Raw genomic sequence first — 16,262 nt, 5'->3', positions numbered from 1 at the left:
GGGGCCATGAGTGCCAAGGACGCCCCGCCGCCGCTGCCCGAACCCCTCCTCGTGGAGGTCGCGGACTCGCACACCCACCTGGACATGCAGTCCGGGACCGTCGAGGAGGCCCTGGTCAAGGCCGCCGCCGTCGGGGTGACCACGGTCGTCCAGGTCGGCTGTGACGTGAAGGGCTCGCAGTGGGCCGCCGAGACCGCCGCCGCCCACGACCGCGTGCACGCGGCCGTCGCCCTGCACCCCAACGAAGCCCCCCGGATCGTCCTGGGCGACCCGGATGGCTGGTCCCGCCAGGGGGCGCGGGAGGGCGGCGGGGACGCCGCCCTCGACGACGCGCTCGCCGAGATCGACCGGCTCGCCGCCCTGCCGCACGTCCTCGGCGTCGGCGAGACCGGCCTGGACTTCTTCCGCACCGGCCCCGAGGGCATGGCCGCGCAGGAGCGTTCCTTCCGCGCCCACATCGAGATCGCCAAGCGCCACGGCAAGACGCTCGTCATCCACGACCGCGAGGCCCACGCCGACGTGCTCCGCGTCCTCGACGAGGAGGGCGCCCCCGAGCGGACCGTCTTCCACTGCTACTCCGGCGACGCCGTCATGGCCGAGATCTGCGCCGCCAAGGGCTACTACATGTCCTTCGCCGGCAACGTCACCTTCAAGAACGCCCAGCCGCTGCGGGACGCGCTCGCCGTCGCCCCGCTGGAACTCGTCCTCGTCGAGACCGACGCCCCCTTCCTCACTCCGGCGCCCTACCGGGGCCGCCCCAACGCCCCGTACCTGATCCCGGTCACCGTCCGGGCCATGGCGGCCGTGCGCGGGATCGGGGAGAACGACCTCGCCGAGGCGATCGCCGTCAACACCGCCCGCGCCTTCGACTACTGATCGTGCGCGACTGGTCACTGATGCATAACGGTTACGTGTCGTAGTCGGATTGTCCGGGAGGGTGACCGCCGTCGGGGCTAGTGTCCCGGCCTCGTGAGTACTTCCCAGGGCAGTCACCGAGCCGGACGCCGAGCGGCGACCCTGCCCGTCCACGAGCAGCCGACCCAGGCGGCGCCGCTCGTCGCCCCAGACAGCCGGGAAGCGGCCGCGCAGGGCGCCGGAGCTCCCGGTGCCGGGGCCCCGGCCGCCGGAGCCCCTGCCGTCGTCCCCGGCCAGGGCGGCTCCCGTGCCGGATCCCGGCGCGCCGCCCGCCGCCGCAAGGCGTCCGGCTCGCCCAGGGACGGACTGCGAAGGCTCGTCCCGCAGGCCCTCGTCGTCGCCTTCCTCGCCGGCGGCACCAGCGCCTTCGTCGCCAACGACAAGGCGGTCCGGCTCTCCGTCGACGGCGTCCCGCGCAGCCTCCACACCTTCGCCGACGACGTCGACGAGCTCCTCGCCCACGAGGGCCTGACCGTCGGCGCCCACGACATCGTCGCCCCCGCCCCCGGCGAGGCCCTCGCCAACGGCGACGAGATCGTCGTCCGGTACGGACGGCCCGTCGCCCTCACCCTCGACGGGCAGCGCCGCCAGATCTGGACCACCGCGAGGACCGTCGAGGGGGCGCTGCGCCAGCTCGGCGTCCGCGCGGAGGGCGCCTACCTCTCGGCCTCCCGCGCGGCCCCGATCTCCCGCCAGGGCCTCGCCCTCGACGTCCGCACCGAGCGGACGGTCACCTTCCTCGCCGACGGCCGCGAGCGCGCCGTCCGCACCAACGCCGCCACCATCCGCGAGGCCCTCGCCGAGGCCGGGATCACCCTCTCCGGCCAGGACACCACCTCCGTCGCCGCCGACGCCTTCCCCCGCGACGGCCAGACCGTCACCGTGCTGCGCATCACCGGCTCCCGGCAGACGCGCGAGGAGGCGATCCCGTACGCCGTCGAGAAGGTCCGTGACCCGGAGCTCTTCGCGGGCACCGAGGTCGTCGAACGGCAGGGCGTCGCGGGCCTCCGCCGCGTCACGTACACCCTGCGTACGGTCAACGGCGTCCGGCAGAAGCCCCGCAGGACCGGCGAGGAGATCGTCCGCGAACCCGTCAGCCGCAAGGTCCGCGTCGGCACGCGCGCGCTGCCCACCTCCGTCGCGGGCGCCGACGACCTCGACTGGGCCGCGCTCGCCGCCTGCGAGTCCGGCGGCCGCCCGAACGCCGTCGACCCCTCGGGGACGTACGGCGGGCTCTACCAGTTCGACCCCGGCACGTGGCGCTCCCTCGGCGGCACCGGCACCGCCCAGAACGCACCCGCCTCCGAGCAGACCTTCCGGGCCAAGAAGCTGTACGTGCAGCGGGGCGCGAGCCCGTGGCCCCACTGCGGCCGGCGGCTGCACCAGTGAGCGGCCGCCGGACAGGGCCGTAGGCTGTACCGGTGAGCACCACCACCGGCCCCGAAAGCCCCGACGCCCTCCTCGGCCCCGCCGACATCCGTGAGCTGGCCGCCGCCCTCGGCGTGCGCCCCACGAAGCAGAAGGGCCAGAACTTCGTCATCGACGCCAACACCGTCCGGCGGATCGTCCGCACGGCCGGGGTACGGCCCGACGACGTCGTCGTGGAGGTGGGGCCCGGACTCGGCTCCCTCACCCTGGCCCTCCTGGAGGCCGCGGACCGGGTGACGGCCGTCGAGATCGACGACATCCTCGCCGCCGCGCTCCCGGCCACGATCCAGGCCAGGATGCCCGCGCGCGCCGACCGCTTCGCCCTCGTCCACTCCGACGCCATGCAGGTGCAGGAGCTCCCGGGCCCGGCGCCGACCGCGCTCGTCGCCAACCTGCCGTACAACGTCGCCGTGCCGGTCCTGCTCCACATGCTGGAGCGGTTCCCGACCATCGAGCGGACCCTCGTCATGGTCCAGGCCGAGGTCGCCGACCGGCTCGCCGCCAAGCCGGGGAACAAGGTCTACGGCGTCCCGTCGGTCAAGGCGAACTGGTACGCGGAGGTGAAGCGGGCCGGCTCCATCGGCCGCAACGTCTTCTGGCCCGCGCCGAACGTCGACTCCGGTCTCGTCTCCCTCGTCCGCCGCACCGAGCCGCTCGCGACCACCGCCTCCCGCAAGGAGGTCTTCGCGGTCGTCGACGCTGCCTTCGCGCAGCGCCGCAAGACCCTGCGCGCGGCCCTCGCGACCTGGGCGGGCTCGCCCGCCGCCGCCGAGGAGGCCCTGGTCAAGGCCGGGATCTCGCCGCAGGCGCGCGGCGAGGCGCTGACGGTCGAGGAGTTCGCGAGGATCGCGGAGGCGAAGGCGTGACCGCCACCGGCAGCGTGACCGTCCGGGTCCCCGCCAAGGTCAACGTCCAGCTGGCCGTCGGCGCCGCCCGCCCCGACGGCTTCCACGACCTGGCCAACGTCTTCCTCGCCGTCTCCCTCTACGACGAGGTGACGGCGACCCCGGCCGCCGGGCTGACCGTCACCTGTGAGGGTCCCGACGCCGACAAGGTGCCGCTGGACCGCACGAACCTCGCGGCGCGCGCCGCCGAGCTGCTCGCCGCCCGGCACGGCATCTCCCCGGACGTGCACCTGCACATCACCAAGGACATCCCGGTCGCCGGCGGCATGGCCGGCGGCAGCGCGGACGGCGCGGGCGCCCTGCTCGCCTGCGATGAGCTCTGGGGCCTGAACTCCTCCCGAGCGGACCTCCTGGACATCTGCGCGGAACTGGGCTCCGACGTGCCGTTCAGCCTGGTCGGCGGGGCGGCGCTCGGCACCGGGCGCGGGGAGAAGCTCACGGAGCTCCCGGTCGGCGGGACCTTCCACTGGGTGTTCGCGGTCGCCGACGGCGGGCTGTCGACGCCGACGGTGTTCGCCGAGTTCGACCGCCTGGCCGAGGGCACCGAGATCCCCGCCCCGACCGCTTCCCCGCTCCTCCTGGGCGCCCTGCGCGCCGGCGACACCACCGCCCTCGCGGGCGCCCTCGCCAACGACCTCCAGGCGGCGGCGCTCTCCCTGCGGCCCTCGCTCGCGGCGACCCTGACGGCCGGTACGGACGCGGGCGCGCTCGCCGCCCTCGTCTCCGGCTCCGGCCCGACGACGGCGTTCCTCGTGAAGGACGCGGAGGCGGCGGAGTCCGTCGCGGCGGCCCTGACCGCCTCGGGCACCTGCCGCACGGCCCGCGCGGCGACGTCACCGGCGACGGGCGCGACGATCCTCCCGGCCTGACCGCCACGCCCGGCGGGACGATTGCCCACACGGGGGGGTGGGGCGGCCGGGCCGCGGTGCGGTGCCCCGCGCGGGGCCCGGATACTCACCGGCCGACTGAGTACGCGCACCCTGTCACCCCGCAGGGCCTTCGCGGGACCGTACGGGCATGGGAATCAGCGCTCGTGACCTCGCCGCCGCGACCCCCGCGACCCGGGACCGCTACGTCGATCTGCTGCGGGTCGCCTCGCTCGCGGTCGTCGTGCTCGGGCACTGGCTGATGGCGGTCGTCGGCTCCGACGGGCAGATCGGGAACCTCCTCGCGGTCGTGCCCGGGCTCCAGCCCGTGACCTGGGTCCTCCAGGTGATGCCGGTGTTCTTCTTCGTCGGCGGCTTCTCGCACGCCCTCGCCCACCGCTCCCGCCCCGCCTACGCGTCCTTCCTGCGGGCCCGGCTCCAGCGGCTGCTGCGGCCGACGATGGTCTTCGTCGCGGTGTGGGGCGCCGCCGCGCTCGTCCTCCAGCTGCTCGGCGCGGACAGCGGGCTCACCGGGGTCGCGCTGCGGCTCGTCACCCAGCCGCTGTGGTTCATCGGGATCTACCTCGCGATGGTCGCCTTCACCCCGCCGCTGCTGCGGCTCCACGAGCGGTGGGGCTGGGGCGCGTTCGCCGCGCTCGTGGGCGGGGCGGTCGCGGTGGACGTCCTGCGGTTCGCCGCGCACGTGCCGTTCGTCGAGTTCCTGAACTTCGCGTTTGTGTGGCTGGCGGTCCACCAGCTCGGCTTCCTGCGCGCCGACGGCATGATCCGCCGCCCCGCGCTGCTCGCCGGCGCGGGCCTCGTCGGTGCCGCCGCGCTCGTGGCCCTCGGCCCGTATCCGCTGTCGATGGTCGGAATGCCCGGTGAGAAGGTCTCGAACATGGCCCCGCCGACCCTCGCCCTGCTCTGCCACGGCCTGTGGCTGGTCGGCGCGGTCGAGCTCCTGAGGGGGCCGGGGGCGCGGTTCGTCGCGCGGGCCGGGGTGTGGCGGGCGGTGGTCGCCGCCAACGGGATCGCGATGACGGCGTTCCTGTGGCACCTGACGGCGATGCTCGGGGTGTACGGGGCGATGCTCGGGCTCGGCCTGGAGCTGCCCGACCCGGCCTCCGGGGCCTGGTGGGCGCAGGTGCCGCTCAGGATCGCGGTGGCGGCCGTCCTCACCGCCGTACTGGTCGCCGTGTTCCGCCGCTTCGAGGCCCCGTCCCCGCAGGCTCCGCCCACCGCGTCGGGCGGCCCGGTCGCGGCGCTCGGCATCACCCTGGCCCTGCTGGGTGTGCTCGGCCTCTCCATGACGGGCTTCGCGGGTCTCCTGACCGGCCACTCGGCGACTCTGATCGCCGTCCCCGTCACCGCCCCGGCGGCCGTCGGCCTGGCCCTGGCGGGGTGGCTCCTGGTGGAGCGGGCGGGGCGGATCAGATCGCGATGACGGTCGCGCGGCCGCGGCAGAGGGCCAGCAGGTCCTCGGGGTCCGAGGTCAGCACGGTGACGGGACCGGTCGCTGCGATGGCCGTCGCGGCGACCATCGCGTCGATCGCGTACTTGTGGCCGTGCAGACCCGCCTCGGAGAGCAGGGCCGCCGCCTGACGTGCGACGGCGCCCGTCACGGGTTCGATGACGAGGAGGGACAGCGTCCACTCCAAGGCGGCCCGGTTGATGCGGGGGTGCATCACCTCGACCAGCGTGGCCGCGCTTGTCACGATACGCAGGTCCTCGGCGCGGGCCACCGCGAGCCAGTCCGTGACCTGGCGGTCGCGCAGAACGGCTTTGGCGAGTCCCTCGCTGTCGAGCACCAGGGTCCCGCCGGGGGTGGCCTCGGGACGGGGCGGTGTCACGCCGCACTCGCCTCGCCGGATGCCGCGGTGCCCTGTTCCTCACGTGCACGCCGCAGCTGCTCGCGCTTCGCCTGGATGTCTTCGTCCGTGACCGGCCCGTGCTCGGCCTCGGCGGCGGCGATGAGCTCGTTGAGGTTGTCCCGCTCTATCTGCCGGGCGACGGCGGCGGCGACGTAGGCTGAGAGTCCGGAGGGGCCACCGCGCGCGCGTGCCGCCTCCGCGAGGTCCCGGGGCATGCTGATCGAGTACTTCTGGGTGGGCTCGCTCATGTCGGAATGCTACCGCCGATGCCACCCGTCGGACGGGGGAAGCCCGGCGACGTACCCTGGGACGTCGATCGATCCCCTGCACAGGAGTCAACGTGGCCGTCAACCTCGTCAACGTCGAGGCCGTCACCAAGGTGTACGGCACCCGGGCCCTGCTCGACGGGGTCTCGCTCGGCGTCTCCGAAGGGGAGCGGATCGGGGTCGTCGGGCGCAACGGCGACGGCAAGACCACCCTCATCCGGATGCTCGCGAAGCTGGAGGAGGCGGACACCGGGCGGGTCACCCACAGCGGCGGGCTGCGGCTCGGCGTGCTCACGCAGCACGACTCGCTCGACCCGGAGGCCACCATCCGGCACGAGGTCATCGGTGTCATGGCCGACCACGAGTGGGCCGGCAGCGCCAAGATCCGCGACGTGCTCACCGGGCTCTTCGGCGGCCTCGACCTGCCCGGCTTCGAGCAGGGCCTCGACACCGTCATCGGCCCGCTCTCCGGTGGCGAGCGCCGCCGGATCGCCCTCGCCAAGCTCCTCATCGACGACCAGGACCTGCTCGTCCTCGACGAGCCCACCAACCACCTCGACGTCGAGGGCATCGCCTGGCTCGCCAAGCACCTCCAGGAGCGCCGCTCGGCGCTCGTCTGCGTCACCCACGACCGCTGGTTCCTCGACCAGGTCTGCACCCGCATGTGGGACGTGCAGCGCGGTGACGTCCACGAGTACGAGGGCGGCTACTCCGACTACGTCTTCGCCCGCGCCGAGCGCGAGCGGATCGCGGCCACGGAGGAGACGAAGCGGCAGAACCTGATGCGCAAGGAGCTGGCCTGGCTGCGGCGCGGCGCCCCCGCCCGTACGTCCAAGCCGCGCTACCGCATCGAGGCCGCCAACGAGCTGATCGCCGACGTGCCGCCGCCGCGCGACACCAGCGAGCTGATGAAGTTCGCCAACGCCCGCCTCGGCAAGACGGTCTTCGACCTGGAGGACGTGACCGTCACCGCCGGTCCCAAGACCCTCCTCGAACACCTCACCTGGCAGCTGGGCCCCGGCGACCGCATCGGTCTCGTCGGCGTCAACGGCGCGGGCAAGACGTCACTCCTGCGCGCCCTCGCCGACGCCGCCGTCTCCGGCGGCGAGCAGCAGCCCGCCAAGGGCAAGGTCGTCGTCGGCAAGACGGTCCGCCTCGCATACCTCTCGCAGGACGTCACCGAGCTCCCCGGCACGCTGCGCGTCCTGGAGGCCGTGCAGCAGATCCGCGACCGCGTCGACCTTGGCAAGGGCCGCGAGATGACGGCCGGCCAGCTCTGCGAGCAGTTCGGCTTCACCAAGGAGAAGCAGTGGACGCCGGTCGGCGACCTCTCCGGCGGTGAGCGCCGCCGCCTCCAGCTGCTCCGCCTCCTGATGGACGAGCCGAACGTCCTCTTCCTCGACGAGCCCACCAACGACCTCGACATCGAGACCCTGACGCAGCTGGAGGACCTCCTCGACGGCTGGCCGGGCTCCATGGTCGTCATCTCCCACGACCGGTTCTTCATCGAGCGCACCACCGACAAGACGCTCGCGCTGCTCGGCGACCGGACCCTGCGGATGCTGCCGCGCGGCATCGACGAGTACCTGGAGCGCCGCCGGAAGATGATCGAGGCGGCCGTTCCGGCGTCCGCCGCCGTGGCCGCGCCGCAGAAGGCGGGCGTCTCCGCCGCCGACGCGCGCGCCGCGAAGAAGGAGCTCCAGAAGGTCGAGCGGCAGCTCGACAAGGTCTCCCAGAAGGAGGCGAAGCTGCACACGCAGATCGCCGACAACGCCACGGACTTCGAGAAGGTGGCGAAGCTCGACGCGGAGCTCCGGGAACTGGTCGGGGAGCGCGAGGAGTTGGAGATGCGCTGGCTCGAACTGGCAGAGGACGCCTGAGGCCGGGCGGAGCGAAAGCCGACAGGGCGCATAACAAGGGCATCACGGGCCGGTCCTCCCTTGGGTACAAGGGGCGGACCGGTCGCTTTTGCGCCACCCCGTGAGTGGTAGAAAGAAAACCCGCTCACGTCAAGGGGGAACCGCTGATGACCCAGCCGCCCAGCAGCCAGCCGCCGGGGGGCTTCGGAGCCCCTCAGGACCCGAACCAGGTCCCCGGTCAGGGCATGCCGCCCGTCCCGCCGAGCCCGCCGCAGGCACCGCCGGTGCCGCCGCAGGCCCCGCAGGCGGGAGTACCCGGCCAGCCGCCGCAGCCCGGCCCGTACGGCCAGCCGCCGCAGCAGCCGCAGCAGCCCGGTTACGGGTATCCGCAACAGCCCGGCCAGCCGGCTCAGCCCGGTCCGTACGGGCAGCCGACGCCGCCGCCCTACGGCTACCCGCAGCAGCCGCAGCAGCCCGGCCCTTACGGCCAGCAGCCGCAGCAGCCCGGTCCGTACGGCCAGCAGCCCGGCCCGTACGGCGGTGGTTACCCCACGCAGCCCATGTACCAGGGTGGGCCGACCCCGCCGCCCGCCCCCGGCGGCGGTGGCCTCAAGGGCCGGACCGGTGTCGTCGCGGCCGTGGCGGCCGGCGCCGTCCTGATCGCCGCCGTCACGACCTGGGCGGTCGTCGGTGGCGGGGACGACGAGAAGGACCCGATCGCGCAGCCGACCGCGACCGCGAGCGCCTCGACGTCGGCCTCCGGCGCCCCGAAGCCGACCGAGTCCGTGGACGCGGGCGACGGCTCGGGCGACGGGCGGGGCGGCGACGACGACCTCAACGGCGGCCGCAAGCCGGGCGAGGCCAAGGTCAACTGGCTGCTCAAGAACACGGTCGACCTGCCCCGCAACGGCTCCGACGTCCTCGGCCCGTGGATCGTCGGCGACGTCGTCGTCAAGGCGATGTACAAGAGCATCGACGGCTACAGCCTGAGCGACGGCTCCCTGAAGTGGCACGTCGACGTGCCGTTCGAGCTGTGCGCGGCGCCGGCGGCCCCCTCCGCCGGTGGCGTCATGGTCTTCGGGCACAACGACAGCGCCAAGGACGGCGCCAAGTGCCTCGGGCTCCAGCAGATCGACCTCAAGACCGGCAAGGTGGGCTGGAAGAAGTCCGTCCCCAAGCCGACCGGTCTCTTCGCCTTCTCCGACAACACCCTGGCCATCAGCGGCAACACGGTCACGGCGGCCGGCTCCAGCACCGCCTACGGCTTCTCCCTCGCCGACGGGAAGCAGATCTTCCAGGGCGCCACCACCGGCTGCAAGCCCTTCGCCTTCGCGGGCGGCAGCAAGCTGATCGCCGCCATGGACTGCCCCTCGGGCAGCACCAGCAAGAAGATCCAGGCCGTCGGCGAGGTCAACCCCGCCAACGGCAAGCCCAAGTACACCTTCCAGCTGGAGGCCGACTGGGAGGTCGACAAGGTCTACTCGGTCGACCCGCTGGTCGTCTCCGCCACCCAGCGCGAGCAGAAGAAGTGGACCGTCTTCGCGCTCGACGCCAACGGCAAGCTCCGCTCGCAGATCCAGGGCGGCAAGGACAAGTTCGCCCCGTCCTGCGGCGGCAGCTTCGTCATCTTCGGCAAGAACCTCCAGGGCTGCACGGGTGTCGCCGCCGACGCGAACACCTTCTACATGGCCACCGAGACCTCGTACGGCAAGTCCAACGAGGTCGTCGCCTTCGACCTGAAGACCGGGAAGCCCAAGTGGCGTTCCACGGCGCCCGACGAGCAGCAGATGATCCCGCTGCGCATGGAGGGCGGCCAGGTCCTGGTCTACGTCGACCCGAAGTACGACAAGGGCGGCGCCGTCGCGACCATCGCCCCGGCCGGCGGTGCGCCGAAGATCGTGCTCCAGCACCCGGCCTCGACCTCCGAGATCGAGAACAGCTTCTACGACCCGGGGTTCGCCTACGGCGGCGGCACCTTCGTCGTGACGAGCGGACGTGTCTCCGCTCCGAACGACAAGGAAGAGAAGCAGGTCAAGACGATGATGGCGTTCAGCAAGTGAGGTATTCCGACCGATGACGCAGCCACCTCCGCCCCCGCCGAACCAGCCCCCGGATCCCCAGGGCGGCTTCGGCGCCCCCACGCCCCCGCCACAGCCGCCGGGTTACGGGTACCCGCAGCAGCCTTCGGCCCCGCAGCCTGAGCCGGGTTACGGGTACCCCCAGCAGCCTCCGGCCCAGCAGCCTGAGCCGGGTTACGGGTACCCCCAGCAGCCGCCCGCGGCGCCGCAGCAGTCCCCGTACAGCTACCCGACGGCTCCGCAGCAGCCGGGCCAGCAGCCCGGCCAGCAGCCGGTCCCGCCGCCGTACGGCTACCCGCCCCAGCCGCAGCAGCCCTACGGCGGCTACCCGCAGACCGCCCCGGTCCCGGTCGCCGCTCCCGGCGGCAAGAAGCTGTCGGCGCAGCTCCAGATCGTGATCGCGGCGGCGGTCGCCGTCGTCCTGATCGTCGGCGCCGGCATCTGGTACGCCAACTCCGATGGCGGCGGCGGCAAGGACGACGAGGCCAAGACCTCGGCCGGCACCTCCCAGGGCACCGCCCAGGGCGGCTCCGGCGACGGCGGCGGCAGCGGCGAGGCCAAGGGCACCGGCGGGGGCGGCAGCGAGAAGCCGTCGGCCGAGACCCAGGCGAAGCTGACGTTCCAGCTGCCCAAGCCCGCGGTCCCGGACGTCACCGACGTCTCCGGCTCCTGGGTCACCGACAAGGCGTACGTGAAGACGGGCGTGAACTCGCTCGTCGGCTACGACCTCACCAAGGGCACGCCCGTCTGGACGCTGCCGCTGACCGGCCAGATCTGCGGCGTCTCGCGTCACGTGACGGCCGACAACAAGGTGGCGATCCTCTTCGAGGCCGCCAAGCGGGTCGCGCCGCGCTACTACCAGCAGTGCACCGAGGTCGGCCTGGTCGACCTCAACGCCGGCAAGCTGCTCTGGTCCACCTCGGTCACCGGTGGTTCCGCCGGTGACCAGAAGGCCCGGTTCAGCGAGGTCACGGTCAGCGGGAAGACGGTCGCGGCCGGCGGCAACGACGGAGGCGCGGCCTTCGACGTCGCCAACGGCAACCCGCGCTGGAAGCCGCAGGCCAATGACCAGGACTGCTTCGACCTGGGGTACGGCGGCGGCGAGGGTCTCGTCGCGGTCCGCAAGTGCGGTCCGTACGACACCCAGTACGTGCTGATCCAGAACCTCAACCCGATGACGGGCGCGCCGATCTCGCAGTACAAGATGCCCACGGGTGTGAAGTACGCGTCGATCGTCTCCACCAAGCCGCTGGTCGTCGCGGCCGACGTCGGCGACAGCGCCGGTGACGGCAGCGGCATCTCGGACTTCTTCTCCCTGGACGAGAAGACCGGGAAGCTGAAGGCGAAGATCACGGCGGACGCCGACCAGTACGCGGGCCGCTGCCGCTCGACGAAGGTCGAGTCCTGCACCAAGGTCCTCGTCGGCAACAACCGGCTGTACGTGCCGACCGAGGAGCACGAGGGCTCCACCGGGGAGTACGGCGACGAGACCAACGAGGTCATCGCCTTCGACCTGGCCACCGGGCAGACGGCGCCGGAGAAGGCGGACGCGGGGGACAAGTACTCGCTGATCCCGCTCCGCATGGACGGCGGCAGCCTCATCGCCTACAAGGCGCCGCCCTACGACAAGGGCGGGCGGATCGTCTCGATCGACGGCGTCACCATGAAGGAGACGCTGCTCCTGGAGTATCCGGCGGACGCCACGGTCAACGACATCGAGAACTCCTTCTCGCCGGACTACTCGGAGATCCTGTACCGCGACGGAAGGGTGTTCATGTCCGCCATGATGCTCTCCAAGCCGCGGGCGTCGGCATCGCCGGACGACAAGGAGCCTCTGGCGGTGTCGTACAGCACCCGCTGAACTCGCTGACGCCGTACGGAACGCCGTACGGGTGTCCGTGAAGAGTCGCGCGGCCCGGCGCATCGGTTCACCCCGATGCGCCGGGCCGTTTGCGTGGCGCGCGGTCTGGTGAGGAATTCGAGGTCGAGCGGGCCGTGCCGGGTGACGGCGGGCCCGGAGGATGGGGGAAGACCGGGATGGGCGTACGCCTCGTGGTCGTGGACGACCACAGACTGCTCGCCGAGGCGCTGGCCTCGGCGCTGAAGCTGCGCGGGCACCGGGTGCTCGCGGCGGCGGCGCCGGTGGCGGGTGCGGCGGAGCTCGTGGTGAGCAGGGCGCCGGAGGTGTGTCTGCTCGGCACCGCCGCCCCGGCCGAGCCGGGCGCCTTCGACGTGGTCGTGCGCATCAAGCGGGAGCGGCCGCAGGTGGCCGTGGTGGTGCTCGGTCCCGTGCCGTCGCCGCGCGGTATCGCGGCGGCCTTCGCGGCCGGGGCCTCGGGGTACGTCCGGCACGACGAGCGCATCGAGGGCGTCGAGCGGGCGCTCGTGAAGGCCAGGGCGGGGGAGTCGGCGGTGGCACCGCAGCTGCTCCAGGCGGCCTTCGCGGAGCTGCTGAACCCCTCCGTGCGGCAGGACGACGAGGGGCAGCGGCTGCTGCGGCTGCTGACGCAGCGGGAGGTGGAGGTCCTCGTCCGGGTCGCGGAGGGGGAGGACACCCGGCTGATCGCGGCGGGGATGCGGATCGCGCCGAGCACGGCGCGGACGCATGTGCAGCGGGTCCTGATGAAGCTGGGCGTCGGTTCGCGTCTGGAGGCGGCGGCGCTCGCGGCCCGCACGGGGCTCCTCGACCGGGCGGTGCCGACGCAGCGCGGGACCCTTTCCTAATCCTTCGGTCGGATGTCCGTCCGCCCGGGTGTCCGGGGGGCGGGCTTCGGCATTGACGGTGATGTTTGGATGTGATTCTTTGTGCGTGGTTCTGTTTGATCCCGCCCGGAGGGCACCCCCGTGAAGAAGACCGTCACCACGCTCGCCGACGGGCGCGAGCTGATCTACTACGACTCGCGCGACGACACCGTCCGCGACGCCGTCGACCCGCGCCCCCTCACCCCCGTCGTCTCCCGCTCCGAGATCCGGCACGACGAGCTCACCGGTGACCCCGTCGCCGTCGCCTCGCACCGCCAGGCCCGCACCTACCAGCCGCCGGCCGACGCCTGCCCGCTCTGCCCCGGCAAGGACGGCCACGAGAGCGAGATCCCCGCCGCGGGCTACGAGGTCGCGGTCTTCGAGAACCGCTTCCCCTCCCTCTCCGGCGGCGTCGGCCGCTGCGAGGTCGTCTGCTTCACCGACGAGCACACCACCTCCTTCGCCGACCTCACCGAGGAGCGGGCCCGGCTCGTCCTCGACGCCTGGACCGACAGGACCGCCGAACTCTCCGCGCTGCCCGGCGTCGAGCAGGTCTACTGCTTCGAGAACCGCGGCCAGGAGATCGGCGTCACCCTGCCCCACTCCCACGGCCAGATCTACGCCTTCCCGTACGTCACGCCCCGCACGGCACAGATGCGCCGCCGCCTCGACGAGCACCGGGCGGCGACCGGACGGAACCTCTTCGACGACGTCGTCGCCCGCGAGCGCGCCGACGGCGAGCGGGTCGTCCTGGAGACCGCGCACTGGATCGCCTTCGTGCCGTACGCGGCCCACTGGCCGTACGAGGTGCACCTGCACCCGAAGCGCCGGGTGCCCGACCTGCTCGCCCTCGACGAGGCCGCCCGCACAGAGTTCGCACAGGTCTACCTGGAACTCTTGAGGCGCTTCGACCGGCTCTTCGGCCCGGACGAGCCGCCGACGCCGTACATCGCCGCCTGGCACCAGGCGCCGTTCACGGAAGGGCGGCGCGAGGACTTCGGGCTGCACCTGGAGCTTTTCACCGTCCGACGGGCCTCCGGCAAGCTGAAGTTCCTCGCGGGTACCGAGTCCGGCATGGGCGCGTTCATGAACGACGTACGGCCGGAGGACGCGGCCGCACGCATCCGAGAGGTGGCAGGCAAGTGACCGACGTCGTGAAGAAGTACCTGGTGACGGGCGGGGCCGGATACGTGGGCAGCGTGGTCGCCGCCCACCTCCTGGGGCGGGGCCACCGGGTCACCGTCCTCGACGACCTCTCCACGGGCTTCGCCGAAGGCGTCCCGGCGGGCGCCGAGTTCATCGAGGGCCGCGTCCAGGACGCGGCGCGGTGGCTCGACGGCTCCTTCGACGGCGTGCTGCACTTCGCCGCCTTCTCCCAGGTCGGCGAGTCCGTCGCCAAGCCCGAGAAGTACTGGGAGAACAACGTCGGCGGCACCATGGCCCTGCTCGCCGCCATGCGCGCGGCCGGGGTGAGCAAGCTCGTCTTCTCCTCCACCGCCGCGACCTACGGCGAGCCGGCGACCGTCCCGATCACCGAGTCCGCGCCGACCGCGCCCACCAGCCCGTACGGCGCGAGCAAGCTGGCCGTCGACCACATGATCGGCGGCGAGTGCGCCGCCCACGGCCTGTCCGCCGTCTCGCTGCGGTACTTCAACGTGGCCGGGGCGTACGGCGCGCTCGGCGAGCGCCACGCGCCCGAGTCCCACCTGATCCCGCTCGTCCTCCAGGTCGCCCTGGGCGAGCGCGAGGCGATCTCCGTGTACGGCGAGGACTACCCGACCGCGGACGGCACCTGCGTCCGCGACTACATCCACGTCGCCGACCTCGCCGAGGCCCATGTCCTGGCGCTCGACGCGATGACGGCCGGCACCGTGCCGGCGGGGGAGCACCTGGTCTGCAACCTCGGCAACGGCAACGGCTTCTCCGTCCGCGAGGTCGTCGAGACCGTACGGAAGGTCACCGGCCACCCGGTCCCGGAGATCACCGCCGCCCGCCGCCCCGGCGACCCGGCCACCCTGGTCGCCTCCGCCGGCGCCGCGCGCGAGCGGCTCGGCTGGACGCCGTCCCGCCCCGACCTGGCCGACGTCGTCGCCGACGCCTGGGCCTTCGCCCGCCACCGCGCAGAGGAGACCCGTCCGTGAGCGACGTCGCCGCCGGCTTCGAGGCGCTGTACGGCACCGCCCCCGACGGGGTGTGGGCCGCCCCCGGGCGGGTCAACCTCATCGGTGAGTACACCGACTTCAACGACGGCTTCGTGCTGCCGCTCGCCCTGCCGCACACCACCGTCGCCGCCGTCTCCCGCCGGGACGACGGGATCCTCCGCCTGCACTCCGCCGACATCGACGGCGGGATCGTCCAGCTGGCGGTCGAGGGCCTGGAGCCGCTCTCCGGCGGCGGCTGGGCGGCCTACCCCGCCGGTGTCGTCTGGGCGCTGCGGGAGGCAGGGCATCCGGTGACGGGCGCGGACGTCCACCTCGCGTCGACCGTGCCGACGGGCGCGGGGCTCTCGTCCTCGGCGGCCCTGGAGGTCGTCACGGCGCTCGCCCTGAACGACCTCTTCGGCCTCGGGCTCTCCCGGCCCGAGCTGGCGCGGCTCGCCCAGCGCGCGGAGAACGGCTTCGTCGGCGTCCCCTGCGGGGTCATGGACCAGATGGCCTCCGCGTGCGCGGAGGAGGGCCATGCCCTCCATCTGGACACCCGGGACCTCTCGTACCGTCAGGTCCCCTTCGACCTGGCCGCCGAGGGGCTGCGGCTGCTCGTCGTCGACACCCGCGTGAAACACGCGCTCGGGGACGGCGCGTACGCGGAGCGGCGCGCCGGTTGTGAAGCGGGTGCGCGGGCGCTCGGCGTGCGGGCCCTGCGCGACGTGAGCGCCGTGCACCTACCCGCATCCCTCGCACGCCTGAGTGACGAGACGGTTCTGCGCTACGTCCGGCACGTCGTCACGGACAACGCCCGGGTGGAGCGCGTGATCGCGCTCCTCGACGCCGGGGACACCCGGGCCGTCGGCCCGGTCCTCACCGAGGGCCATGCCTCCCTCCGGGACGATCTCCGGGTCTCCTGCCCCGAGCTGGACCTGGTGGTCGAGGCGGCGAACGCGGCCGGGGCGCTCGGCGCCCGTATGACGGGCGGCGGCTTCGGCGGTTCGGCCGTCGTCCTGGTCGAGTCCGACCGGGCGGAGGAGGTCGCCGCCGCCGTCGCGAAGGCCTTCGCCGAGGCCGGGTACGCGACCCCCGGCGTCTTCCCCGCCGTCCCCGCGGCGGGTGCGCGCCGCCTCTGAACCCGGCCGTGCGTACGGACGAACCGGCCATACGTACGGACGACTTCGCACA

The 16,262-nt window shown here is 73.1% G+C and carries 14 protein-coding genes; 12 read left to right on the top strand and 2 right to left on the bottom strand.

What is annotated here, in order from left to right; translation table 11 throughout:
* Window positions 1-6: 6 nt before the first annotated feature.
* From ACWFR1_RS24525 to ACWFR1_RS24505, 5 genes are all read left to right on the top strand, one after another.
* Window positions 7-876, top strand: a complete 870-nt coding sequence (locus ACWFR1_RS24525) for a TatD family hydrolase (RefSeq protein ID WP_453554544.1) — start codon at window positions 7-9, stop codon at window positions 874-876.
* A gap of 93 nt (window positions 877-969) precedes the next feature.
* Window positions 970-2,304, top strand: coding sequence for a ubiquitin-like domain-containing protein (locus ACWFR1_RS24520; RefSeq protein ID WP_453554542.1), 1,335 nt, complete (start codon window positions 970-972; stop codon window positions 2,302-2,304).
* A 32-nt stretch (window positions 2,305-2,336) separates the two neighbouring features.
* On the top strand, window positions 2,337-3,209 hold the full coding sequence (gene rsmA / locus ACWFR1_RS24515; protein ID WP_453554540.1) for a 16S rRNA (adenine(1518)-N(6)/adenine(1519)-N(6))-dimethyltransferase RsmA: 873 nt from the start codon (window positions 2,337-2,339) through the stop codon (window positions 3,207-3,209).
* Complete coding sequence (locus ACWFR1_RS24510) at window positions 3,206-4,117, top strand: 4-(cytidine 5'-diphospho)-2-C-methyl-D-erythritol kinase (RefSeq protein ID WP_453554538.1); 912 nt, start codon at window positions 3,206-3,208, stop codon at window positions 4,115-4,117. The genes rsmA and ACWFR1_RS24510 overlap by 4 nt, the downstream gene beginning before the upstream one ends.
* Window positions 4,118-4,265: 148 nt before the next feature.
* Entirely contained in the window at window positions 4,266-5,558 is a 1,293-nt protein-coding gene (locus ACWFR1_RS24505; protein WP_453554536.1) for an acyltransferase family protein, read from the top strand.
* On the opposite strand, the gene ACWFR1_RS24500 is transcribed toward ACWFR1_RS24505, so the two are convergent.
* Window positions 5,545-5,964, bottom strand: a complete 420-nt coding sequence (locus ACWFR1_RS24500; RefSeq protein ID WP_453554534.1) for a PIN domain-containing protein — start codon at window positions 5,962-5,964, stop codon at window positions 5,545-5,547. The two genes, ACWFR1_RS24505 and ACWFR1_RS24500, sit on opposite strands and share 14 nt — an antisense overlap.
* Window positions 5,961-6,233, bottom strand: a complete 273-nt coding sequence (locus ACWFR1_RS24495; protein ID WP_453554532.1) for a CopG family transcriptional regulator — start codon at window positions 6,231-6,233, stop codon at window positions 5,961-5,963. The genes ACWFR1_RS24500 and ACWFR1_RS24495 overlap by 4 nt, the downstream gene beginning before the upstream one ends.
* Before the next feature lie 92 nt (window positions 6,234-6,325).
* Between ACWFR1_RS24495 and ACWFR1_RS24490 the strand changes: the two genes are divergently transcribed.
* The 7 genes from ACWFR1_RS24490 to galK all read left to right on the top strand — a co-directional run bounded on the left by ACWFR1_RS24490 (window position 6,326) and on the right by galK (window position 16,210).
* On the top strand, window positions 6,326-8,131 hold the full coding sequence (locus tag ACWFR1_RS24490) for an ABC-F family ATP-binding cassette domain-containing protein (RefSeq protein WP_453554530.1): 1,806 nt from the start codon (window positions 6,326-6,328) through the stop codon (window positions 8,129-8,131).
* A gap of 146 nt (window positions 8,132-8,277) precedes the next feature.
* Complete coding sequence (locus ACWFR1_RS24485) at window positions 8,278-10,170, top strand: outer membrane protein assembly factor BamB family protein (protein WP_453554528.1); 1,893 nt, start codon at window positions 8,278-8,280, stop codon at window positions 10,168-10,170.
* A 13-nt stretch (window positions 10,171-10,183) separates the two neighbouring features.
* Window positions 10,184-12,049 carry an outer membrane protein assembly factor BamB family protein gene (locus ACWFR1_RS24480; RefSeq protein ID WP_453554526.1) on the top strand — a complete coding sequence of 622 codons (1,866 nt, stop codon included), beginning with the start codon at window positions 10,184-10,186 and terminating at the stop codon, window positions 12,047-12,049.
* A gap of 176 nt (window positions 12,050-12,225) precedes the next feature.
* A complete protein-coding gene (locus ACWFR1_RS24475) occupies window positions 12,226-12,912 on the top strand; it encodes a response regulator transcription factor (protein ID WP_453554524.1) in 687 nt (228 codons plus the stop codon).
* A 120-nt stretch (window positions 12,913-13,032) separates the two neighbouring features.
* Entirely contained in the window at window positions 13,033-14,076 is a 1,044-nt protein-coding gene (galT, locus tag ACWFR1_RS24470) for a galactose-1-phosphate uridylyltransferase (RefSeq protein WP_453554522.1), read from the top strand.
* A complete protein-coding gene (galE, locus tag ACWFR1_RS24465) occupies window positions 14,073-15,071 on the top strand; it encodes a UDP-glucose 4-epimerase GalE (protein WP_453554520.1) in 999 nt (332 codons plus the stop codon). Before galT ends, galE begins: the two co-directional genes overlap by 4 nt.
* A complete protein-coding gene (gene galK, locus ACWFR1_RS24460) occupies window positions 15,068-16,210 on the top strand; it encodes a galactokinase (RefSeq protein WP_453554518.1) in 1,143 nt (380 codons plus the stop codon). The genes galE and galK overlap by 4 nt, the downstream gene beginning before the upstream one ends.
* The last annotated feature ends 52 nt before the right edge of the window (window positions 16,211-16,262 follow it).

It is taken from the genome of Streptomyces sp. NPDC055103, assembly GCF_053607625.1.
The sequence above is the reverse complement of the archived record's forward strand: the minus strand, read 5'-3'. Positions and strand labels throughout refer to the sequence as shown.